Origin of the sequence: Pseudarthrobacter sp. NPDC058329 (assembly GCF_042879835.1) — a bacterium.
Classification (GTDB): domain Bacteria; phylum Actinomycetota; class Actinomycetes; order Actinomycetales; family Micrococcaceae; genus Arthrobacter.
Genome location: NZ_JBHVZR010000022.1, coordinates 23,452 through 44,340 on the forward strand (window position 1 = coordinate 23,452; position 20,889 = coordinate 44,340).

General features: G+C 66.5%; 14 protein-coding genes and 2 tRNA genes. 10 read left to right on the forward strand and 6 right to left on the reverse strand.

Annotation, left to right across the window (positions count from 1 at the left end; translation table 11 throughout):
• Window positions 1-88: 88 nt before the first annotated feature.
• A complete protein-coding gene (locus ACFVYC_RS20400; protein WP_387553694.1) occupies window positions 89-2,314 on the forward strand; it encodes a RecQ family ATP-dependent DNA helicase in 2,226 nt (741 codons plus the stop codon).
• On the opposite strand, the gene ACFVYC_RS20405 is transcribed toward ACFVYC_RS20400, so the two are convergent.
• The 4 genes from ACFVYC_RS20405 to ACFVYC_RS20420 form a co-directional block, all read right to left on the reverse strand.
• Window positions 2,315-3,745 carry an MFS transporter gene (locus ACFVYC_RS20405; protein ID WP_387553696.1) on the reverse strand — a complete coding sequence of 477 codons (1,431 nt, stop codon included), beginning with the start codon at window positions 3,743-3,745 and terminating at the stop codon, window positions 2,315-2,317.
• Between the two features lie 50 nt (window positions 3,746-3,795).
• Window positions 3,796-3,883, reverse strand: a tRNA-Ser gene (locus ACFVYC_RS20410).
• Between the two features lie 109 nt (window positions 3,884-3,992).
• Complete coding sequence (locus tag ACFVYC_RS20415) at window positions 3,993-4,553, reverse strand: GNAT family N-acetyltransferase (RefSeq protein WP_387553698.1); 561 nt, start codon at window positions 4,551-4,553, stop codon at window positions 3,993-3,995.
• Window positions 4,523-6,760: a prolyl oligopeptidase family protein gene (locus ACFVYC_RS20420; protein WP_387553700.1), complete on the reverse strand. Its 2,238-nt coding sequence runs from the start codon at window positions 6,758-6,760 to the stop codon at window positions 4,523-4,525. The genes ACFVYC_RS20415 and ACFVYC_RS20420 overlap by 31 nt, the downstream gene beginning before the upstream one ends.
• A gap of 84 nt (window positions 6,761-6,844) precedes the next feature.
• On the opposite strand from ACFVYC_RS20420, the gene ACFVYC_RS20425 reads away from it, so the two are divergent.
• Complete coding sequence (locus ACFVYC_RS20425; RefSeq protein ID WP_387553702.1) at window positions 6,845-8,785, forward strand: FAD/NAD(P)-binding protein; 1,941 nt, start codon at window positions 6,845-6,847, stop codon at window positions 8,783-8,785.
• 135 nt (window positions 8,786-8,920) lie between these two features.
• Here the strand turns inward: ACFVYC_RS20425 and ACFVYC_RS20430 are convergent, their stop codons facing one another.
• On the reverse strand, window positions 8,921-13,447 hold the full coding sequence (locus ACFVYC_RS20430; protein WP_387553704.1) for an ExeM/NucH family extracellular endonuclease: 4,527 nt from the start codon (window positions 13,445-13,447) through the stop codon (window positions 8,921-8,923).
• A gap of 439 nt (window positions 13,448-13,886) precedes the next feature.
• Window positions 13,887-13,974, reverse strand: a tRNA-Ser gene (locus ACFVYC_RS20435).
• Window positions 13,975-14,081: 107 nt separating this feature from the next.
• Here ACFVYC_RS20435 and ACFVYC_RS20440 point away from each other — a divergent pair.
• The 8 genes from ACFVYC_RS20440 (at window position 14,082) to ACFVYC_RS20475 (ending at window position 20,868) form a co-directional block, all read left to right on the forward strand.
• Window positions 14,082-15,065, forward strand: a complete 984-nt coding sequence (locus tag ACFVYC_RS20440) for an NAD(P)H-quinone oxidoreductase (RefSeq protein WP_387553706.1) — start codon at window positions 14,082-14,084, stop codon at window positions 15,063-15,065.
• A 38-nt stretch (window positions 15,066-15,103) separates the two neighbouring features.
• Window positions 15,104-15,637, forward strand: a complete 534-nt coding sequence (locus ACFVYC_RS20445) for a PadR family transcriptional regulator (RefSeq protein WP_387553708.1) — start codon at window positions 15,104-15,106, stop codon at window positions 15,635-15,637.
• A 102-nt stretch (window positions 15,638-15,739) separates the two neighbouring features.
• Window positions 15,740-16,024 carry a DUF1540 domain-containing protein gene (locus ACFVYC_RS20450; protein ID WP_387553710.1) on the forward strand — a complete coding sequence of 95 codons (285 nt, stop codon included), beginning with the start codon at window positions 15,740-15,742 and terminating at the stop codon, window positions 16,022-16,024.
• A 241-nt stretch (window positions 16,025-16,265) separates the two neighbouring features.
• The gene (locus ACFVYC_RS20455; RefSeq protein WP_387553712.1) at window positions 16,266-18,569 is read left to right on the forward strand and encodes a carbon starvation CstA family protein; all 2,304 of its coding nucleotides are present in this window, start codon (window positions 16,266-16,268) and stop codon (window positions 18,567-18,569) included.
• Window positions 18,566-18,769, forward strand: coding sequence for a YbdD/YjiX family protein (locus ACFVYC_RS20460; RefSeq protein WP_387553714.1), 204 nt, complete (start codon window positions 18,566-18,568; stop codon window positions 18,767-18,769). The genes ACFVYC_RS20455 and ACFVYC_RS20460 overlap by 4 nt, the downstream gene beginning before the upstream one ends.
• A 78-nt stretch (window positions 18,770-18,847) precedes the next feature.
• Window positions 18,848-19,477: a bacterial proteasome activator family protein gene (locus ACFVYC_RS20465; RefSeq protein ID WP_387553716.1), complete on the forward strand. Its 630-nt coding sequence runs from the start codon at window positions 18,848-18,850 to the stop codon at window positions 19,475-19,477.
• A gap of 5 nt (window positions 19,478-19,482) precedes the next feature.
• Complete coding sequence (locus tag ACFVYC_RS20470) at window positions 19,483-19,959, forward strand: hypothetical protein (RefSeq protein ID WP_387553718.1); 477 nt, start codon at window positions 19,483-19,485, stop codon at window positions 19,957-19,959.
• Window positions 19,960-20,022: 63 nt separating this feature from the next.
• Window positions 20,023-20,868 carry an aldo/keto reductase gene (locus tag ACFVYC_RS20475; protein WP_387553720.1) on the forward strand — a complete coding sequence of 282 codons (846 nt, stop codon included), beginning with the start codon at window positions 20,023-20,025 and terminating at the stop codon, window positions 20,866-20,868.
• Window positions 20,869-20,889: the final 21 nt, after the last annotated feature.

Genomic DNA, 20,889 nt, shown 5'->3' on the forward strand with positions numbered 1-20,889 from the left:
CGGTTCGCGGGACCGCGATGTTCCCGCACTTTCCACAGAAGAGCTGCGGCCGGTGCCGGGTGTCAGGGGCGGCTGGGATACTGAATCAATGGTCAATAACCAGCACGCCCCAGCAATTTCTGACCCTGCCCGGAATTTGGACGGTCTTCCGCCCCGTTCCGCAGCCCCCTCCGCCGGTCCTGCCTCCGCAACCCACCATCAGGCACTGGAAGTGCTCCGCGAGCTCGTGGGGCACCCCGGGGCCGCCTTCCATGAGGGGCAGTTTGAAGCCATTGAGGCGCTGGTCGACGGCGGCCGGCGGGCTTTGGTGGTCCAGCGCACCGGCTGGGGCAAGTCGGCCGTCTACTTTGTGGCTTCGCTGCTGTTGCGGCGCCGCGGCGCCGGGCCCACCCTCATCGTTTCGCCCCTGCTTGCCCTGATGCGGGACCAGGTGGCCGCCGCTGCCCGGGCCGGCGTCCGTGCCGTGGCCATCAACTCCGCCAACCAGCTGGAATGGGACACCGTCCGTGAACAGCTCGCCGCGGACCAGGTGGACGTGCTGCTGGTCTCACCGGAGCGGCTCACCAACCCGGCCTTCCGCGAAACCCAGCTGCCGGAGCTTATCCGGCGGACCGGCCTGCTGGTTATCGACGAGGCCCACTGCATCTCCGACTGGGGCCACGATTTCCGCCCCGACTACCGGCGGATCGCGGACTTGATCACCCAGCTGCCGGACACGGTTCCGGTGCTGGCCACCACCGCCACGGCCAACTCGCGGGTGGTACACGATATCGAGGAGCAGCTTGGGGACCAAGTCCTCACCATCCGAGGTTCCCTGGGGCGTGATTCGCTGCGGATGGGCGTCCTGTCTTTGCCGGACTCGAAGCAGCGCCTGGGCTGGCTCCTGACGCATCTGGCCGATCTGCCCGGAAGCGGCATCATCTACACCCTTACCGTGTCGGCGGCGGAGGACACCGCCCGGCTCCTCGCCGAAGCCGGGCACGACGTGCTGGCCTACACCGGACGGACCGATCCAGCGGACAGGGAGCGCGCCGAGCAGCTGCTGAAGGACAACCAGGTCAAGGCCCTGGTGGCAACCTCGGCCCTGGGGATGGGTTTTGACAAACCTGACCTGGGCTTTGTGGTCCACCTCGGAGCGCCGTCGTCCCCGGTGGCCTATTACCAGCAGGTGGGCCGTGCCGGCCGTGGTGCAGCCAACGCCGATGTCCTGTTGCTTCCGGGCTCAGAGGACCGCGACATCTGGCAGTACTTCGCCACGGCGTCCATGCCCTCCGAGGAGAAAGCGGCGGCCGTCCTCACAGCTTTGGCCGAAGCGGGCAGTGCGCTGTCCACGGTGGCCCTGGAAGCACGCGTCGACCTCCGCCGCACCCCGCTGGAACTGCTGCTGAAAGTCCTGTCCGTCGACGGCGCCGTGGAACGGGTGGGAGGTGGATGGCGGTCCACCGGCCAGCCATGGATCTACGACGCCGAGCGCTACCGGCGGATCGCCGAGGCGCGCGTGGACGAGCAGGACTCGATGGTGATTTACCAGGACACTGCCGGGTGCCGGATGGAATACATCACCTCCGTCCTCGACGACGAAACCGCCCGGGCCTGCGGCCGCTGCGACAACTGCGCCGGGCGCTGGTTCCGGGCAGACATCGCGGAAACAGCCACGCAGGCCGCCGGGCAGACCCTCAGCAGGGCAGGCGGGGTCCTCGAAGCCCGGCTCCAGTGGCCCAGCGGCATGGACCGCCTGGGCGTCCCGGTCAAGGGGAAGCTCAAGGCCGGTGAAGGCCTCGCCGAGGGGCGCGTCCTGGCCCGGCTGACCGACCTCGGCTGGGGTGGTGCCCTGCGCGGTCTGTTCGCGTCGGGAGCTGAAGACCGGCCCATGGATCCGGCTATGCTCCAGGCCTGCGTGCAGGTCCTGCGGGAATGGGGGACCGGTGATGGCCGCAACCCTGGCTGGAGCGGAGTTGGCCGGCCTGCCGCGATCGTGAGCATTCCGTCCCGGAGCAAGCCGGAGCTGGTGGGCTCCCTGGCCCGGGGGATCTCGGAGATCGGGCGCATTCCCTACCTGGGCGGGCTGCAGCTGGCGCACGGCGGTCCTACGGGAGGCCGTGGCGGCAACAGCGCCTACCGGCTCGCGGGGGTGTGGGACCGGCTCGTGGTGGGCCCTGAGCTCGAAGCCGCCCTGGGCGCAGTGCAGGGGCAGCCGGTGATGCTGATCGATGACCTGACAGACAGCCGGTGGACGTTGACGGTGGCCGGGCGGGCCCTTCGGCAGGCAGGCGCGGGGGCTGTCCTTCCGCTGGTCCTCGCCCAGGCCGGGTGACTAGACCCGCTGGGCTTTACGCTGGCTGACCTCCGCGCCGGCGTGCCGTGGCAGGAACAGGCTGTCGGCGGTGCTGGCGAGCATCAGCACCGCCATGGCCAGGAAGGCGCCGCGGAAGGGTCCGGCCGAGTCGTCCGGGAAAGTGCCGAGTCCGTCGAACAGCCGGATCAGCAAGGCTCCCACCGCAATGCCTGCCGCGGCGGCCAGCTGCACCAGGGTGGCAGAAACAGTGTTTGCCGAGGTGAGCTGTGCCGGTGCGATGTCCGCGTACTGAACCGATGCGTAGGCTGAGAAGCCGATGGAGCGGAAGGCTCCGCTGCAGACCAGCAGGGCGAACGTCAGCGGCTCGGGGGTCTCCGCCGTGAGCAGGGCGCACAGCGCGAAGGTGGCTGCAGAAGCAACTGAGGCAAACACAAGCATCGCCTTGAAGCCGAACCGCCGGATCAGGGGTGTGGTGGCTGGCTTGATGCCGATGTTTCCGATGAAGACGGCCGCCACCATGGCGCCTGCGTGCAGCGGTGACCAGCCGAACCCGGCCTGGAACATCAGCGGCAGCAGGAACGGGACGGAGCTGATGGTCAGCCGGTAGGCGAACCCGCCGGTTGCCATGGCCCTGAACGTGCGGGTGCGGAACACCCCGAGGTCAAAGAGCGGATTGCGGGTCCGCCGCATCCAGTGCACGGCACCGGCCACCGCCACCGCACCCGCCCCTGCGCTGAGGGCCGCCCAGGGGGCGTCGGGGTGTGTGCTCGCCAGTTCGAGTCCAACCACCAACGCCCCCACCCCGAGCGTGGTGAGGGACAGCCCCAGCCAGTCCAGCCGCCGCCTGCGGTCACCGGCAGCGGCCGGAACCAGCCGCAGTGCGGCAACCAGCGCTGCAACACCCAGCGGAAGGTTGATCAGGAAGATCCAGTGCCAGGACAGGTAGGTGGTGAGGGCCCCGCCCACCAACGGTGCCAGGACCGGTGCCAGCAGGCCCGGCCACACCAGGAATGCCGTGGCGCGGAGAAGCTCTGATTTTGGCGTTCCGCGCAGCACCAGAAGGGTTCCGACCGGCACCATCATGGCACCGCCAAATCCCTGTGCGATCCTGCTGATGGTGAGCGCAGGAAGGTCCTGGCTGAGCGAACAGGCAAGGGACGCAATGGTGAAGATTGTGATGGCGATGCAGAAGATTCGGCGTGCGCCAAACCGTTCGGCCAGCCAGCCGCTGAGCGGGATGCCCATGGCAACGGTCAGCAGGTAAGCCGTCATGGTGATGTTGACATCCGCCGCGGGGACCCGGAAGTCGGCAGCGATGTTGGGAATGGCCGTGGTGAGGATGGTGCCGTCGAGGAACTCCATAAAGAAGGTGGCGGCCACCAGCAGCGCCAGGCGGGGACTCCAAGCCTGCGTGCTGCCGGCGTTGTCCACCGTGTTGCTTGCTGCCATCTGCTTATCTTTCCACGCAAAAGGCCCCGGTCCAGGACCGGGGCCAAACGCGGAGACGGGGGGATTTGAACCCCCGGTGGAGTTGTGCCCCACACTTCATTAGCAGTGAAGCCCATTCGGCCGCTCTGGCACGTCTCCAATTGCTATTCCTAGCCCACCAAGGATACGCAGAACGTGGCACGCAGTGCAAAACGGGCGGCGCGGGGCTGCGCTGCGCCTGCCAGGCCTTGCCGGGTGGGGGTGGCGCTTACGGCCGCGGGGCCTGCCCGGGCCGAACCATCCTGATTTCGCGGAGGTTCTCCCAGTCGGGGATCACGTCCGCGGCGCCGTCGGGTGCGAACCCGAAGTGGCTGTAAAAACCGATGGCCCGCCCGTTCTCAGCCGCCACCCACAAACTCGCAGCGTTGCTGCCCAGCGCTGCCTCCAGGAGACGGCGCCCCAGGCCCAGCCCCTGGTGCGATGCCAGCAGGTACAGCCCCCACAACTCCAGCTCCCCGGACGGCGGCGGCCCGGCCTCGTGCAGTGATCCGTCAGCGGGCACGTGCCGGACACCGGCGAACCCAATGACAGTGCCGCCGTCGGAGGCCACCCATGCTTCCCCCTGCCCCGGTGGCTCGAGGAGGTGGCGCCACAGCGGCAGCCGGGTTTCGGGACCCTGCGACGCGAGAAATCCCTCGGACAACATGCCGCGGTACGTCTCCTGCCAGCAGCGGACATGGACCTCCGCCAGCTGCTCCACGTCGGCTGCCACTGCACGCCGCACCACCAGGGCCACCGTTACGGGGTCCCGCCAGCCAGTGCCTTCCACAGGAAATGCTGGCTGCGGGCCTGCAGCGAAGCGGCCTGCCGGTTGTCCGACGCTCCGGCGTGGCCGCCCTCGAGGGCCTCATGGAACCAGACGTTGGGGATGCCCATTGCCAACATGCGGGCAGCCATCTTGCGGGCCTGCACCGGGCCCACACGGTCGTCGGAAGTGGCGGTCCAGATGAACGTTTCCGGGTACTCCACCCCGTCCTTGAGCAGGTGGTACGGCGAAAAAGTCTTGATGTACTCCCACTGCTCCGGGACGTCAGGGTCACCGTACTCGGCGATCCACGAATGGCCGGCGGACAGCTTGGTGTAGCGGCGCATGTCCAGCAGCGGCACGCCGCAGGATACGGCCCCGAACAGCTCGGGGTACTGCGTCAGCATGTTGCCCACGAGGAGTCCGCCGTTGGAGCCGCCAACGCAACCCAGGCGCTCCGGCGACGTAACGCCGCGGGAGATGAGGTGGCGCGCAACGGCCGCGAAGTCCTGGTACGCCTTGTGCCGGTTCTCCTGGAGTGCGGCCCGGTGCCATCCCGGCCCGTACTCACCGCCTCCGCGGATGTTCGCCACCACGTACACGCCGCCCCGCGAGTGCGGCGCTGCCCCGTTGGTGACGGCGGACACTGATGTGCGGCGTTCCAGCCACGCCCTGCCCACTGTCCCGCTGTAGGCGGGAGTGCGGGAAACTTCGAAGCCGCCGTAGCCGGAGAGCTGGGTGGGGTTCTGTCCGTCCAGCGCAAGGTCGCGGGAGGCGACCTGGAAATAGGGAACCCGGGTTCCGTCGTCGGAAACCGCGAAGTGTTGCTGCACCTCGTAGTTTTCATCGGCGAAGAACGACGGCGACGTCTTGACTGGGGCATGGCGGCTCACTACGCCCGGGGTCCCCGATGCTGCGCGCTCCAAGGTGCCGCGCATCAGCGTGCTGGGGGTAGTGAAGCCCGTGGCAACGAGCCAGAAATCGTCACCGGCGCCGTCGGCTTCGTCTTCATCATCCACGGCATAGGCGTTGACGTCATGCAGCGGCGGGCAGGCGTCAAGGTGCGTGGACTCCCATGCTCCGTCCGTGTCGCCCGTTGGCCGCGACGGGTCCAGCACGCGGATCTCGGAGGACACATCCTTCAGGAAGTTGAGCAGCAGGAAGTTCCGGGTCCAGCTCCAGGACTGCAGCGACGTGGTGGCGTCCGGAGCGAACAGTACCGAAATCTCCCGAGAGCCGGCCAGGTAGTCCTCAAACGGGGCGGCGAGGAGCGAGCCCGCGGAATAGGTGGACCCGTTGAGCAGCCAGTCCTGCTGCGGGCGGAACAGCAGCCATTCGCGGTGGGCGCTGACGTTGACGTCAGTGGGAACGTCGATCACCACCCACGAGCCGTCCCGGAGGACAGCGTTGCTCCGGTTGTAGAAATCGATGTAGTCAACGGCGAAGGTCCGCTCAAAACCCGGGGTGGAGTCGTGGGCCACCACCGCCATCATGTGGTTCTCCGGGACCTCGAACAGGCGGGGCGCGTCCGGCAGGGAGCCGCCACGCTTGAGGGTGACGGCTGTGCGGGCGTAGGAGGAGGCCGTTTTCGGAAGTCCCCCGCCGGTGGAAGCGACCAGAAGCGTGTCCGCGTCAAGCCACGAGACGTTGCCCTTCGCCGTCGGCAGGTCAAAGCCGCCGCGCGCGGGGTCCACGAACGTGCGTGTTTCCACGTCGTACTCCCGGTAGCGGTTTGCGTCGCCGCCATCAGGGGACAGCGCCAGCAGCGCGAGCCGGTAGGGCTCGCCGGGGGCAGGGCGGAGGAAGGTTGCCCCGTGGAAGACCCATTCTTCGCCCTCAGCAGCGGACAGGGCGTCGATGTCCAGCAGGACGTCCCAGTCCGGTGTCTCCGTGCAGTAGCTGTCCCACGTGGTGCGCCGCCAGAGGCCCTTGGGGTTCTGCTGGTCTTTCCAGAAGTTGTAGTACCAGTCGCCGCGCTTGCCCACCATGGCGATCCGGTCGGTGGAGTCCAGCACCTCAAGGATGCCGTTCTCGAGTTCCACGTAATCGGCGTCCTCCAGCAGGTCCTCCGTGCGGGAATTCTGCTCCTTCACCCAGGCCAGCTGCTGCTCGCCGTAAATCTCCTCGAGCCAGACATTCTCGTCAGTGGGCTCGGGCGCGATACCCGACGGGGTGCCGGAGGTGTTGCCGGAACCGGGGGCGGGCGCTGGATCAGCTGCAGTGGTGGTCATGCGCCCATCCAAACAACATCGCCGCCCGGGTAGCAAGTCAAGCGTTCAGCCCATCCTTTGCTTTCAGCCCGTACGCTGGATGCCGTGGAAATAACGCAGAGCATACGGACCGCCATTATCGGGGCAGGTCCGCGGGGCACCAGCGTCCTGGAACGCCTGCTCGCCCGCTGTGCTGCGCAAAGTGCTTCCGGCTCGGGCCCGCTGCGGCTCCACATCGACGTCATCGACCCCTACCCGGCAGGTCCGGGGCATGTGTGGCAGCCCGGGCAGTCCCGACTGTTCCTAATGAACACGCAGTCTTTCTATCCGACTGTCATCCCGGAGGACCCTTCCCTGGCGCCGCCGGTGGCCGGCACCACCTTCGACCAATGGCGTGCCCGGCAGCAGAAGCACCCGTCGCCGGACCTCAGCGGGGAAGAGCGTGCAGAACTCGCCGTCCTGGCATCCAGCGACTTTCCCAGCCGCGCCATCTACGGCCGCTACCTCCGCAACACCCTGGAGGGGCTGATACGCAACGCGCCCCACGGCGTCACCATCGACTTCCATGAGACGTCGGCACTGTCAGTCCGTCCCTCGGGAAACGGAACGTTCGACGTCGGCCTGGCCACCGGCGCGACAATCCGCACCGGATCAGTGGTGCTGGCACTGGGGCACATCCCGTCCCGGCTGAACCACGAGCAGCGGGACCTGGAGGCCTCGGCAGGGCAGTTGGGCCTGCGGTACCTGCCTCCAGCCGTGCCGGCCGATGTGGACTGGTCCCGGATTCCTGCCGGCGAGCCGGTCCTGGTCCGGGGCATGGGCCTGAACTTCTTTGACACCATGGGCCAGCTGACCGAGGGCCGCGGCGGAAAATTCGTCAGCAACGGTTCGGTGCTGAGTTACGAGCCGTCAGGCCAGGAACCGCACATCATTGCTGCCTCCCGGCGGGGGACGTCCTACCGGGCGAAAGCTGCCCTGGACGGCTACTACCCGGCGTCGGTCACCCTGCGCTATTTCACCGAGGCGGCGCTGGAACGCTTCCGCACCGCCGGGATCCGCCCGGCATTCGATCACGACCTGTGGCCGCTCCTGCACCGCGATGCGCTGTGGGCCTACTACTCCACGCTGGTGCGCTCGCAGCCCAATGCCGTGCCTGACACGGCAGCCTTCCTCGATGCCCTGGACGAAGCGCTCCACCCGCATGCGCACAGCGCCGCGAACTGGGAGGACAGTGTGGAGAGCGTGCTCGCCGTCCACGTAGGGCCCCGGCACCGGCTGGACCTGCCGGGCCTTGCCGCGCCGCTGGCGGGACGCTCCTTTGCTTCCCGCGCCGAGCACGACACCGCCGTTGTGGAATACCTGCTGGATGACGCCCGCCGGTCCGCGCTCGGCGAGGACGACCCCGTGAAGATGGCCATCGGGGCCCTCCATCACGGGCGCGCCGTGCTCAAGACAGCCGTGGCCGACGGCGGCATCACCGATGAGTCCTGGGTTGCCGGGCTCCGTGGCTGGTTCGAGTCGTTCGTGGAGGGACTCGCCAGCGGGCCTCCGGCACTGCGCTCGGAACAGCTTGCGGCGCTGGCCAGGGCAGGAGTGGTCAGCTTTGTGGGGCCCGACCCCAAGTTCGGGGTGGACCGCCGGAACGGTGTGTTCACGGCCTTTTCACCGTGGGTGGACGACGCCCCGGTGACCGCACGGACCATGGTGGAGGCACTGGCGCCGGGCAATCGGGTCTCAGCCAACGATTCGCCGGTCCTGGAGCAACTGCTGGCGGACGGCCTGGTTCGGCCGCGCCTCATGATGAGCGTGGAGGGAGCCCCCGTCCAGTCCACCGGCCTGGATGTCGAACCGCATCCTTACCGGCCGGTGGCAGCCAACGGGTCCGTCACCGAAGGCCTGTACGTGCTGGGGCTGCAGCTTTCGTCCGCCCAGTGGGGCACAGCCATCGCCGCCGAGGCTGTCCAGCCCGGCGGCCCGAACTACCGCAGCGGCCAGCGGACACTGCGTGACGCCGACGAAATCGCCGGAGCCATCCTGACGCGGTAGCAAACCCAAACGCTCTCTCACTTGCCGCGGCTTAAGCCCGAACGCTCTTTCACCCAGTTCTCCTGGGTGAAAGAGCGTGGGAGTAATACGCGAATTATGTGAGAGAGCGTCAACGGGAGTCGCCGAATTAGCTCCTCAGCCGCGGAGGCACACCTGGTACTGGAACCAGGCTGCCGCGTAGCGGATCCAGCCCAGAACGTCGTACCACCTGGTGGGCTTCACCGGCGCAGTGCACACCGGCTCAACCACAACACTGGCCACCGTCACGTCAACAGTGACCACCGTGCCGGATTCTGCCGTGGTGAGAACGAGCGTCCCCGTCCCGGGAGCGGCGCCGGCCGGAACAGGCAGGCTCACGTTCGCGGCACCGGCAGCGACCGGCACAGACCCGAGCTGGGTCACGGTGCCCGCCGAGTCTGTCAACACGGCTGACAGCGTCTTGTTGACCGGGCTGCCGAGCGAGGTCAGGTCCAGCTTGGAGACGGCCACCGTGATGGGATCGCCCGGCTTGACCTCACCGGCTGTGGTGTTGGTGACGGCTACCGATCGGCGGGCAAAGTCCGGCGAGACCGGGCTGCTCTTCTTCAGGTATCCAATCCAGGCATCCCGGTCCACCAGCCCCGAGTCCTTCGTGTTGGCGCCCTCCGTGAAGATGCGGAAGTTATCACCGCCGGTGGCCAGGAAGCTGAACGTGCCCACCCGGTAGGACTTCGCCGGATCGAGCACGGCGCCGTTCACCCTGACGGCCGTGATGCGGTCCCCGGCCGGGCGGGCGGCATCGTAGGTGTAGTTCACGTTCTTGGACAGGCCGAGCTGGATGTAGGCGCGGCTGGGGACCGTGCCGTCCGAGTTGGTCTGCCACTGCTGTTCCAAAAGGGTCTTGAACTGGGCCCCCGTCAAGGACGTGGTCCAGAGGTTGTTCACGAACGGCAGCACGGCGTTTGCCTCTGCGTACGTGATGGTCCCGTCCGGGGCGTAGTAGAGCTCGTTCCTCAGTCCGCCGGCATTGACCACACCGATTTCGGCGCCGCCCAGCTCAGCTGGCTGCAGGGAGTCCAGCAGGGAGTCGGCCACGAGGTTGCCCAGTGTCGACTCGTTTCCGCGGTCGTCACGCTTGGCCACTCCGGCGGCGTCCGTGGTGAAAGCGGTGGTGATGTCCGCCGTGACAGCGCCGACGGGCTGGTTGCCCACGACTGCGGCGTCCTCGAGTGCCTTCCTGACGATGGCGTCGACGGCGGCCACCCGCGGGTAGGCGGCGATCAGGTCCGCGGCAGTGTCCGTGGTGCGCTTGACGTTGCCGGCCTTATGCGCCGTCACCTGCTTGGTGGCGGTGTCCACGGTGAGCTGGATCTGTCCCACGTTCTCGCCGTAGTTGCCGGTCTGGACGATCGGGCGGGTCTTACCCTCGACCCCCGGAACGGGGGCGTCCCAGGCGTATTCCTTGTGCGTGTGGCCGGTGAAGATGGCGTCGACGTCCGAAGACGTTTCGGTGACGAGCTTCGCGAACGGTCCGCCGGCTGCCACTTCCTCTTCCAGGGTGGCACCTTCCACCGTTCCCGAACCGGCGCCGTCGTGGTTTTCCACGATGATGACGTCGGCAAGGTTCTCCGCGGTGATCCGCGCAGCTGCCCGGTTGATCGCGTCCACCGGGTCGCCAAACTCAAGGTCGGTGATGCCGGCGGGAGTCACCAGGGAGGGAACTTCCTGCGTAACGGTGCCGATGACTGCGACCTTAATGCCGTTCATGTCCAGGACAGTGAACTCGGGCAGGACCGGTTCGGCAGTGCCCTTCCGGTAGACGTTGGCACCCAGGTAGGGGAACTTGGCGTTGTCGCCGCCGGCGATGACGCGGTCCCTCAGGTCCGCCCAGCCGCCGTCGAACTCGTGGTTGCCTACCGCGGATGCCTGCAGCTCCAGGGCATTGAGCACGTCGATGGTGGGCTGGTCCTTGGCCACGGAGGACGCAAACAGCGACGCCCCTATGTTGTCGCCGGCCGAGAGGAAGGCGGTGGCGCCGGGAGCGGCTGCGCGGAGTTTCTCGATGGTGCCGGCGAACTGGACCGTGTTGGTGTCGATCCTGCCGTGGAAGTCGTTGATGCCCAGGAAGTTCAGGTCAACGGCAGCAGGTGCGGACTCCAGGTTCAGGCCCACGATCACGGGGTCGTGGTCGCTGGCTCGGTACTGGTCCGGGGCGTAGTAGTCGGTGACGTTGTTGTTGTAGCGGCTGTACTCCAGTGCCACGGACTCAACAGAGTTGATGTTCCAGATGTCCGCACCCGTCACCGCAGCGTCCGCTGCGGGGGAGGCCAGGATGTGGTCCAGCGAGCCCACCATTCCGCCGAACAGGTAGGAGTGCTTGGCGGTGCCGTCGGCGTTGCGGGCCTTTTCGTCCTGGTTGACGTAGCCCTCGGCGGTGAAGACGTTGATGGGGTCTTCCTTGGCGTACGCGTTGAAGTCGCCGATGAGGAAGACCTTGTCGGTGCCCTTGGACTGCTGCAGGGTTTTGGTGAATTCCAGCAGCGACTTCGCCTGGGCGGTGCGTGCCAGGTTCGATGCGCCCTGGCCCTTGTCCGTGTCCTCCGGAGTGGCAGCGGAACCCTTGGACTTGAAGTGGTTGGCGATGGCGATGAACTCAGTCCCGGCGCCGCCACCCACTGGCTTGAAGACCTGGGCCAGCGGCTTGCGTGCGCTGGCAAATGCTGCGGTGTCGTTGTGGATGATGGATTCACCCACGGGTTCTGCGGCGGCCTTCTTGTAGATGAAGGCGGTGCGGATCATGTCCTCATCGCTGAGCGGCGGGGCGTTGGCAGGCGAGCGGACGTAGTCCCAGATACCCGGGGTTTCGATGTTCAGGGCATCCACGAGCTTGGCCAGGGCGTCGTCCCGGTTCTTGCCGAACTGTGCGGAGTTTTCGATCTCCATCAGCGTGACAACGTCCGCGCCGGCCTTGGTGATGGCCGCGACGATCTTGTCCTGCTGCCGTTCGAAGTTCTCGGCGTTGGCGGCCCCGCGGGCGTCACAACCGCCTCGGACGGTGATGGGGTTTCCTGCGCGGTCCTCGTAGAAGGTGCAGCCGGTGAGGGTGTCACCTGTGGTGGGGAAGTAGTTGAGGACGTTGAAGGAGGCGATTTTCAGGTTGCCTCCTACCGCGGCGGGGGCCTCTGTGCGGGTGGCGCCGAAGGTGGCCGGCTGGACGGCGGCCTTGTTGGCCTCCGTCAGGTGGGTCAGCGGCTGGAGCTTCCAGGCGTTGTTGCCGTAGCCGAGCACCACGTTGGTGGTGAAGCTGACGGGGGCGCCCACGCGTACCGGGTCGGTTGTGGTCAGGTACGGCAGGACCTCGGCCTTGGTGGCGGCGTCCTTGAGGAAGTTGGTGCTGGACCCGTCGTCGAGCTTGATCCCGCGGTCCGCGTTTTCAGCCACCGCGGCGGTGTACCCGGCTGAGCCGTAGGGAGCGACGGCGGTGGGCTGGACCAGCGGTGTTGTTCCGCCGGCGAGGCCTACCTCGCCGTACTGGTTCAGGGTGTAGTTGTCCGTGACCGTCAGGGGGCCCTGGGGTGCCAGGAGCATCCCTTCCAGGGACTCGCGGAAGGTCTCGTTGGCCGGCAGCGTGAACGTGGTGGCCTTCACTTCCGGTGCGGGAGCTGTGAGCTTGGTGAGCCCTGCAGCGGCAGCGACGTTGAGCTGGGTCATACCGAAGTATTCGGCCACCGTGCCGGTCACCTGCACGTGGTCTCCGGCCTGGACCGACGCCGCCGTGGCGGGGGAGTAGACGAAGATACCGTCCGACGCCGCGTGGTTGGTTGCCGTCAGATCCCCACCGGTTCCCGCAGTCTGAAGGTAATACCCGTTAAGTCCGCCGGTGGGGAAGACTGCCGTGACCTTGCCCGTGGTGGTCACCGTGGACCCGGTCAGCGGGCTTTCGGTACCCGTGCCCTGGATTTCGGCAACGGTCCGGGTGGAGGGCGTGGGAGCCGGCGTGGGGTCAGGTGTGGGATCCGGCTCGGGGGTGGTGGTGCCGCCCGTGCCGGTTGGGGTGATGCTGGCTTTCAGGCTGAAGTCGGCGGCGTTCGTGTTGTTGTCGGCGCCGGCCGTGCGGTTGAGGCTCTTGACGTCTCCCGTGCCGGAGGGGCCGGCAGCGAGGGCGGTTTCGAAGGTGTTGGAGCTGCCGTAGCCCAGGAGATCGGCCACGCCGGCAGGCTCCACCTGGGACCCGGTGCCCAGCGCGACGGCGGTGGGCTGCTTTGCCAGCACGATGGTGCCGGTTGTGCCGCTGAGGTTCAGGCCCGTCGCGACCAGGTCCGGGGCGGGGAGTTCGGCGCCATTGCCGCCATTGCTGGAGCCCTGGATCAGGTAGTGCCCCTTCGCCGGGATCGAACCGGTCAAGGCGGCCACGGTGGTGGGGGCGGCAACGCCTGCGGCCGAACGGTATTGGACCGACCAGCCGTTAAGGGAAACCGGGGCGTCCGATGAGTTGTACAGCTCAACGAACTTGTTCTTGTAGGCGGCGCCTGTGCTGCCGCCGCTGAGATAGGCCTCGTTGATGACAACCGGCGAGGTTCCCGCCGCGGGCGAGACCTCCGCGGCCGCGGGGATGGCTGCCAGCGGAGCTATCAGCCCTGCCGACAGCGCTGTACCCAGCGCTAATTTCCAAGGTGTGTGCATCTGCTCTTACTTTCAGAAGGGTCTCCCCGGTGGGGGAGCCGATGGAAGGTGTCCAGGTTGTACCGATGGACAAGGGCCCGGATCCTGCTCCTGGTCAAGTGGTATCCGGCACATCAAAACAGCGGTGAATGAACGCAAGGTTGATAGCGCGTGCATTCGGCGGGACGTTCCCCAGCGGAACGGGCTGCCTCGCCGGCCGGAGCCACAGTGGCCCGGACCGGTGATGCTGTCAGCAGTGGTTGGTTTGGTGGCCGGAACCCCGTGTGCCGGCCATCACAAAATGATACCGGCCGGTAGCTTTAGGGGAAGCCCCGGCCGGCAGTTCTTTTGGTGCCTTTTTGCCGTGTATAAAAGCTGAGGGTCCATCCAGGGCCTGCATTCCCGGGTAAACGAAAGGACCCCTGCCGGCCAGCGTGCTGGCGGACAGGGGTCCCAATCGCGGAAGGTAAGAGATTCGAACTCTTGGTACGGGGTTACCGCACACTAGTTTTCAAGACTAGCTCCTTCGGCCGCTCGGACAACCTTCCTCGACTAGTAGTGTTTCATAGGCACTTGCCTGCAACAAAACAGAGACCGGAAGGTGTCCGGTGCACACTGGTTGCAGTCAGTATTCAGTCAGAAACGGGAGTGTTCCATGAAAGCCGTCTACATATCCGAACCGGGCGGCCCGGACGTGCTGGAGATCCGGGAGGCGGACGCACCTGTGCCCGGACCGGGGGAGGTGCTCATCGACGTCGTGGCCGCCGGCCTGAACAGGGCGGACGTGCAGCAGCGCAGGGGCTTCTACCCGCCGCCGCCGGGTGCATCCGAGATCCCCGGGCTGGAAGTCTCCGGCCGGATAGCGGGCTTTGGCCCCGGTGTCAGCAAACCGTTTTCGCTCGGCGACAAGGTGGTTGCACTGCTGGCGGGCGGCGGATATGCCCAGCAGGTGGCGGTGCCGGCCGAACAGGTCCTGCGGGTTCCCGACGGTGTTGACCTCGTGACAGCTGCGTCCCTGCCGGAGGTCGCCGCCACGGTTTACTCCAACCTGGTGATGACTGCCCAGCTCCAGGCCGGCGAGACGGTCCTGATCCACGGCGCCACCGGCGGGATCGGCACCATGGCCATCCAGCTCGCCAAGGCGCTGGGCGCCAAAGTGGCCGCCACGGCCGGAACTGACGAAAAAGTGGGAACCGCCAAAGCCTTCCTGGGTGCGGACATTGCCATCAACTATGCAACAGAGGACTTCCCGGCGAGCCTCCGCGAGCAGAATGGCGGGCGGGGCGCTGACGTGATCCTCGACGTCGTGGGCGCCAAGTACCTGCCGCAGAACGTGGAGGCGCTCGCCGACTATGGCCGGCTGGTGGTGATCGGCCTGCAGGGCGGAGTTAAGGGCGAGCTGGACCTGGGACAGCTGTTGAAGAAGCGCGCAGCAGTGGTGGCCACAGCCCTGCGGCCCCGGCCGGTAGAGGAAAAAGGCGCCATCATGAACGCCGTCCGCGACGCCGTCTGGCCCCTGGTCAGCGACGGCCGGATCCGTCCCCTCGTGGCCAAGACCTTCCCCCTGGACGAGGTCAGGGCCGCGCACGAATACTTCGACTCCGGCGACCACGTGGGCAAGATCCTCCTGCTTCTGTAGACACCGCACACCGAGGCCCACGAAGCACGAGGAGCTCCATGTCCATCCGCCACAGCCTCCTCGCCCTGCTGCAGGACCAGCCGCGCTACGGCTACCAACTGCGGGTCGAGTTTGAAAACCGCACGGGGACCACGTGGCCGCTGAACATCGGGCAGGTCTACACCACGCTTGACCGGCTGGAACGCGACGGCCTGGTCGCCAAGGACGGCGACGACGGCGAGGGCCACGTGGTCTACAGCATCACCGCAGCCGGCAAAGCCGAGGTGGGAAGCTGGTTCGCAGCCCCGGTGGAGCGGAACAATCCGCCCCGCAATGAGCTCGCCATCAAGCTCGCCCTCGCCGTCACTATCCCGGGCGTGGACGTGCAGGCCATCATCCAGGCCCAGCGGGTGGCCTCCATCAGGGCGCTGCAGGACTACACGAAGGCGCGCCGGGACACCGCCGCCAGTCAGCGGTCGGGGGATATCGCCTGGCTGCTGGTCTTTGATTCCCTAATCTTCCAGACCGAAGCGGAAGTCCGGTGGTTGGATCTTTGTGAAGCGAGGATGGTCCAGCAGGCACAGGGTATGTGAGCAATTAGGTCACTAAATTGGGTCTTTTTGATTGTTCCCGGCGGGTTTACCGTGGGGTTCAGGAGCTGTCCGGCCGGGGCAGCGAAAACAGGAGGACTTTCCATGGCAACGCACGTCGCAGACTGCAGCGTAACGAACTGTTCCTTTAACGACCACACCAACTGCAATGCCGCTGCCATCACGGTGGGCGGCGCGGAAAACCACGCACGCTGCGCCACGTTCATCGATACCGGCGCCCACGGCGGACTCCCCAAAGTGCTGGCCGACGTCGGAGCTTGCCAGCGCTCTGAATGCGTCCACAACGACCACCTGATGTGCAAGGCGCCGGAAGTGCATGTAGGTCCGGGGGCCGACAACGCCGACTGCCTCACTTACGCGCACGCCTAGCAACCGAATCCGCCACTGGCGGGACTCAGGGCCTCCGTCCGGAACACCGGATGGGGGCCCTCTTTGCTTGGAAGCGTTCTCGAGCCGGCGCCGCTGGCTGCAGCCGAAGGGTGTCGTTGGGCGCCGGGTGCCAGCCGTTCGGCGCAGGGACTCTCCCCGGGCAGCCGAATCCAGCCCGATCCGCACCCGCCGTTGGTAGGGTGCCTGTCAGCAGAAACGGAAAGAATCTCGAGGAGGAGACATGGCCGAAACGCCCGATAGTCGACGAAGCGCAGCCAGGGGAGAAGGAGCGGTGGCTACTGATACCGGCCTCCCCCCTTCCGCGCTGGATGAAAAAGTCCGCGACGCGGAAGACAAAAAATGGACGCCGGGGAAGATCGCCCTCTGGGCGGCAATCGCCCTGCTGGGCGGCGTGGCATGGTTTATGCTCGCGATCATCCGCGGCGAGACGGTCAACGCCATCTGGTTCGTGTTCGCGTCGGTGAGCACCTATCTCATCGGCTACCGCTTCTATTCAAAGGTCATCGAGCGCTACATCACCCGGCCGGATGACCGCCGCGCTACCCCCGCAGAGTACAAGGCGGACGGCAAGGACTACGTCCGCACGGACCGCAATGTCCTGTTCGGCCACCACTTCGCCGCCATTGCCGGCGCCGGGCCGCTGGTCGGCCCGGTCATCGCAGCCCAGATGGGGTACCTGCCCGGCACTATCTGGATCATCGTCGGCGTCGTCCTGGCCGGCGCGGTGCAGGACTACCTGGTGATGTTCTTCTCGATGCGGCGCGGCGGGCGCTCGCTGGGACAGATGGCCCGGGAGGAACTGGGCGTCATCGGCGGCACGGCGGCCCTGATCGCCACCCTGCTGATCATGGTCATCATTGTGGCCATCCTGGCCCTGGTGGTGGTCAACGCACTGGGTGAAAGCCCCTGGGGCGTCTTCTCCGTCGGCATGACCATCCCCATCGCCCTGTTTATGGGCGTCTACCTTCGGTACCTGAGGCCCGGCAAGATCATGGAAGTTTCCCTGATCGGATTTGTCCTGCTGATGGCAGCGATCATCGGCGGCGGCATTGTGGCTGAAACCCCGTGGGGCGCCGAGCTCTTCACCCTGGACAAGGTCACCATTGCCTGGGGGCTCATCGTCTACGGCTTCATCGCGGCCATCCTGCCGGTGTGGCTGCTCCTGGCACCGCGGGATTACCTGTCCACGTTTATGAAGATCGGCGTGATCGTGATGCTCGCGCTGGCCATCGTGGTGGTCCGCCCCGAGATCACTGTTCCGGCCTTCAGTGAGTTTGCCGGCAGGGACAACGGCCCGGTGTTCCCCGGCGCACTGTTCCCCTTCCTGTTCGTCACCATCGCCTGCGGTGCCCTGTCCGGCTTCCACGCGCTGATTTCCTCCGGCACCACCCCGAAGCTGGTGGAAAAGGAACGGCAGACCCGGTTTATCGGCTACGGCGGCATGCTCATGGAATCCTTCGTGGCCATCATGGCCCTCGTAGCGGCAATCTCCATTGACCGCGGCCTCTACTTCGCCATGAACGCTCCTGCTGCCCTGACCGGCGGGACCGTGGAAACAGCGGCAACCTGGGTCAACAGCCTGGGCCTGTCCGGCGTCAACATCACCCCGGACTTCCTTGCCCAGACCGCCGCCAACGTGGGCGAGGAAAGCATCGTTTCGCGTACCGGCGGTGCCCCCACCCTGGCAGTGGGCCTCGCCCACATCATGCAGCAGTTCATCGGCGGCACAGCCATGATGGCCTTCTGGTACCACTTCGCCATCATGTTTGAGGCCCTCTTCATCCTTACCGCAGTGGACGCCGGTACCCGCGTGGCACGGTTCATGCTCCAGGATTCCATCGGCAACTTCGTTCCGAAATTCAAGGAAGCCTCCTGGCGGCCGGGTGCCTGGCTTTGCACAGCCATCATGGTGGGCGCGTGGGGCGCGGTGCTGCTGATGGGTGTCACCGATCCGCTCGGCGGCATCAACACCCTGTTCCCGTTGTTTGGCATTGCCAACCAGCTGCTGGCGGCCATCGCGTTGAGCGTGTGCCTGGCCATCGTTGCCAAGCGTGGAACCTTCAAGTACCTGTGGATCGTGGCGCTGCCCCTGGCGTTCGCGGCGGTGGTCACCATCACGGCGAGCTACCAGAAGATCTTCTCGCCCACCCCGGCTGTAGGATACTTCGCCAACAACGCCGCCTTCAGCAAGGCGCTCGCAGACGGGAAGACGGAGTTCGGCACGGCGAAGTCCGTGGCAGCAATGGAGGCAGTGGTGCGCAACACCGCCATCCAGGGCTGGCTGTCAGTGATCTTCGTGGTGCTCAGCATCATTGTGATCGCGACGGCGGTGCTCGCCACCGTCAACGCGTTCCGCACCCGTGCGGACGGCGCAGCTTCCAAGGGCAACGAGGACCCCGCCAGGCCGTCGCGTGTCTTTGCCCCGGCCGGGCTCATCCCTACTCCCGCCGAGCGGGAGCTCTTGGCTGAGTGGGACAAGGTCCCCGCCGAGCTGAGGTTCGAGAGGGCAGGCCACCACAGATGAGTTCCGGACTCGCCGCGGTTGCCGAGGGCTTCCGGGGATTCGCGCGTTTTGTTGGCGGCGTGCTGGGGGCGGACGCCTACGCGAAGTACCTGGAGCACCATCGGGCTGCAGGGCACAACACGCCGCCCCTGGGCGAGCGCGAGTTCTGGCGGGACCGGACTGACCGGCAGGACTCCAATCCGCAGGGCAGGTGCTGCTGATTGAGCCTGCAGCGGACAAACCGTCAGCTGGCTTCATGGAGTGGACCCGCGGCGGATCGCTCGTGAGAGTATGAACGCATGAGCGATCCGAAAGACACTCAGGCACCTGAGGACCTCCCGGTAGAGGGGACCACCATCGACGGCAGCCAGCCGGCACCTGCCCCGGCTGTCCCGGCCGATGGCGGCAAGCCCAGAGGCACCAACCTGCAGGACCTGGTGGATGAACCGGCCAAGGTGATGCGGATCGGAACGATGATCAGGCAGCTGCTGGAGGAGGTCAAGTCCGCCCCCCTCGACGACGCCGCCCGGGAAAGGCTCGCCGAAATCCACGAGCGTTCCATCAAGGAACTGGAAGACGGGCTTGCTCCTGAACTGGTGGAGGAACTGGACAGGATCAGCCTGCCCTTCCCTGATGAAGGCACTCCCTCCGACGCGGAACTGCGCATCGCCCAGGCCCAGCTGGTGGGGTGGCTGGAGGGGTTGTTCCACGGCATACAGACTGCCATTGCCGCCCAGCACGCCGCCCGGGAGCACGCCGCCGCGCAGCAGCAGCTCCGCCAGCTTCCACCCGGCACAGTGATTGCGCCGGGTGTGGTGATCGGGGAAAACGGGGAGCCCCAGCGGGCATCAGCAGGGCAGCGGTCCGGTAGTCCGGCACGGCCGGGCCAGCCCAATGACCCGGACCACGGTCCCGGCCAGTACCTCTAGGGTCGTTGGGCTTCTTCAGCGCCGCCAGGCAGGGGCGCAAGGACGACGCGGAACTGGGGAAGGGATTGTGGCGCCGGGCCCATGACCGCTTCCACCGGGGGCTGGACCGCTTCCACCAGGTCCTCGAAGGGGTTGAGGACGACCAGCTTTATGCGGAACTCGTGGACATCGCCAATGAGCTTGCCGCGCTGCTGGACCGCGTCAGGGCAGTCTGCGTTCAAGCACAGCAACAGTCACCCAGCGAGGGGCTGGATATTCCCGTGGCCCTGGCCGGGGTCCACCGCTCCCTGTCCAAGGCCGGTAATTCACTGGCCACCACCGCCGAGGCCGCAGCCATGCTTCGGCTAGCCGTGGGTCCGGTCCCTGTGGGAGCAGCATCCGTGCGGCGCCGCGCGGACGCAGTGTTCCAACAGGTGGCCGACGCCGAGAGGCGCCTTCAGGAGGAAAGCCCCGGCTCCCGGCAGGAAGATATTCCCGGTTAAGCGTGTGGCTTAGTCGGGGCTGATCTTCCTGTGCGGGGCAGGTCGTTTGGCAGGATAAAGGGCATGACACTTTCACCCACACTGACGTTCAACGACGGAAACCAGATTCCCCAGCTCGGCTATGGCGTATGGCAGGTTGAGGACGGAGTGGCCGAAAAGGTTGTCCGCCAGGCCTTCGAAGCGGGCTACCGACACATCGACACCGCCAAGATCTACGGCAATGAGGCTGGCGTTGGGCGCGCCATCGCCAGCTCGGGCCTGACGCCGGAGCAGCTGTTCATCACCACCAAGCTGTGGAACGCGGACCAGGGCTACGAATCCACCCTTGCCGCTTTCGAGGAGTCCATGGACCGGCTGGGCCTCGAAACCCTGGACCTGTACCTGATTCACTGGATGACGCCCAAGCGGGACAAGTACGTGGACACCTGGAAGGCCCTGATCGAGCTGCAGAAGCGCGGACGGGTCAAGTCGATCGGTGTTTCGAACTTCACGGTCGCGGGCCTGGAGCGGATTATCGACGAAACGGGTGTGGTTCCGGCCATCCACCAGATCGAGCTCCACCCTTACTTCAGCCAGCGTGAGCTGCGCGAGTTCGGCGCCTCCAAGGGAATCCTGACCCAGGCCTGGTCACCGCTGGGCCAAGGCGGAGAGCTCCTCGAGGATGCAACGGTAGCGTCCATCGCTGCCAAGCACGGTGCCACGCCGGCCCAGGTGGTTATTGCATGGCACCTCGCGATCGGCAACGTGGTTATCCCCAAGTCCGTCACGGAGTCCCGGATCCGCGAAAACTTCGCGGCGCTGGATGTTTCCCTGGGGGCAGACGACGTCGAAGCCATCAACGCACTGGACCGCACTGCCAAGGGCGAGGGCCGTATCGGAGCCGATCCAGCGGTGGCCGACTTCGCCTAAGCTGAACCGCTTCCCGGTCTC

What these genes read in the sequence shown, in the direction of transcription:
- ACFVYC_RS20430 (WP_387553704.1), bottom strand. Translation starts at nt 13,447, where the DNA reads ATGCACACACCTTGGAAATTAGCGCTGGGTACAGCGCTGTCGGCAGGG.
- ACFVYC_RS20445 (WP_387553708.1), top strand. Translation starts at nt 15,104, where the DNA reads ATGTCCATCCGCCACAGCCTCCTCGCCCTGCTGCAGGACCAGCCGCGC.
- ACFVYC_RS20465 (WP_387553716.1), top strand. Translation starts at nt 18,848, where the DNA reads ATGAGCGATCCGAAAGACACTCAGGCACCTGAGGACCTCCCGGTAGAG.
- ACFVYC_RS20400 (WP_387553694.1), top strand. Translation starts at nt 89, where the DNA reads ATGGTCAATAACCAGCACGCCCCAGCAATTTCTGACCCTGCCCGGAAT.
- ACFVYC_RS20405 (WP_387553696.1), bottom strand. Translation starts at nt 3,745, where the DNA reads ATGGCAGCAAGCAACACGGTGGACAACGCCGGCAGCACGCAGGCTTGG.
- ACFVYC_RS20420 (WP_387553700.1), bottom strand. Translation starts at nt 6,760, where the DNA reads ATGACCACCACTGCAGCTGATCCAGCGCCCGCCCCCGGTTCCGGCAAC.
- ACFVYC_RS20460 (WP_387553714.1), top strand. Translation starts at nt 18,566, where the DNA reads ATGAGTTCCGGACTCGCCGCGGTTGCCGAGGGCTTCCGGGGATTCGCG.
- ACFVYC_RS20450 (WP_387553710.1), top strand. Translation starts at nt 15,740, where the DNA reads ATGGCAACGCACGTCGCAGACTGCAGCGTAACGAACTGTTCCTTTAAC.
- ACFVYC_RS20440 (WP_387553706.1), top strand. Translation starts at nt 14,082, where the DNA reads ATGAAAGCCGTCTACATATCCGAACCGGGCGGCCCGGACGTGCTGGAG.
- ACFVYC_RS20475 (WP_387553720.1), top strand. Translation starts at nt 20,023, where the DNA reads ATGACACTTTCACCCACACTGACGTTCAACGACGGAAACCAGATTCCC.
- ACFVYC_RS20455 (WP_387553712.1), top strand. Translation starts at nt 16,266, where the DNA reads ATGGCCGAAACGCCCGATAGTCGACGAAGCGCAGCCAGGGGAGAAGGA.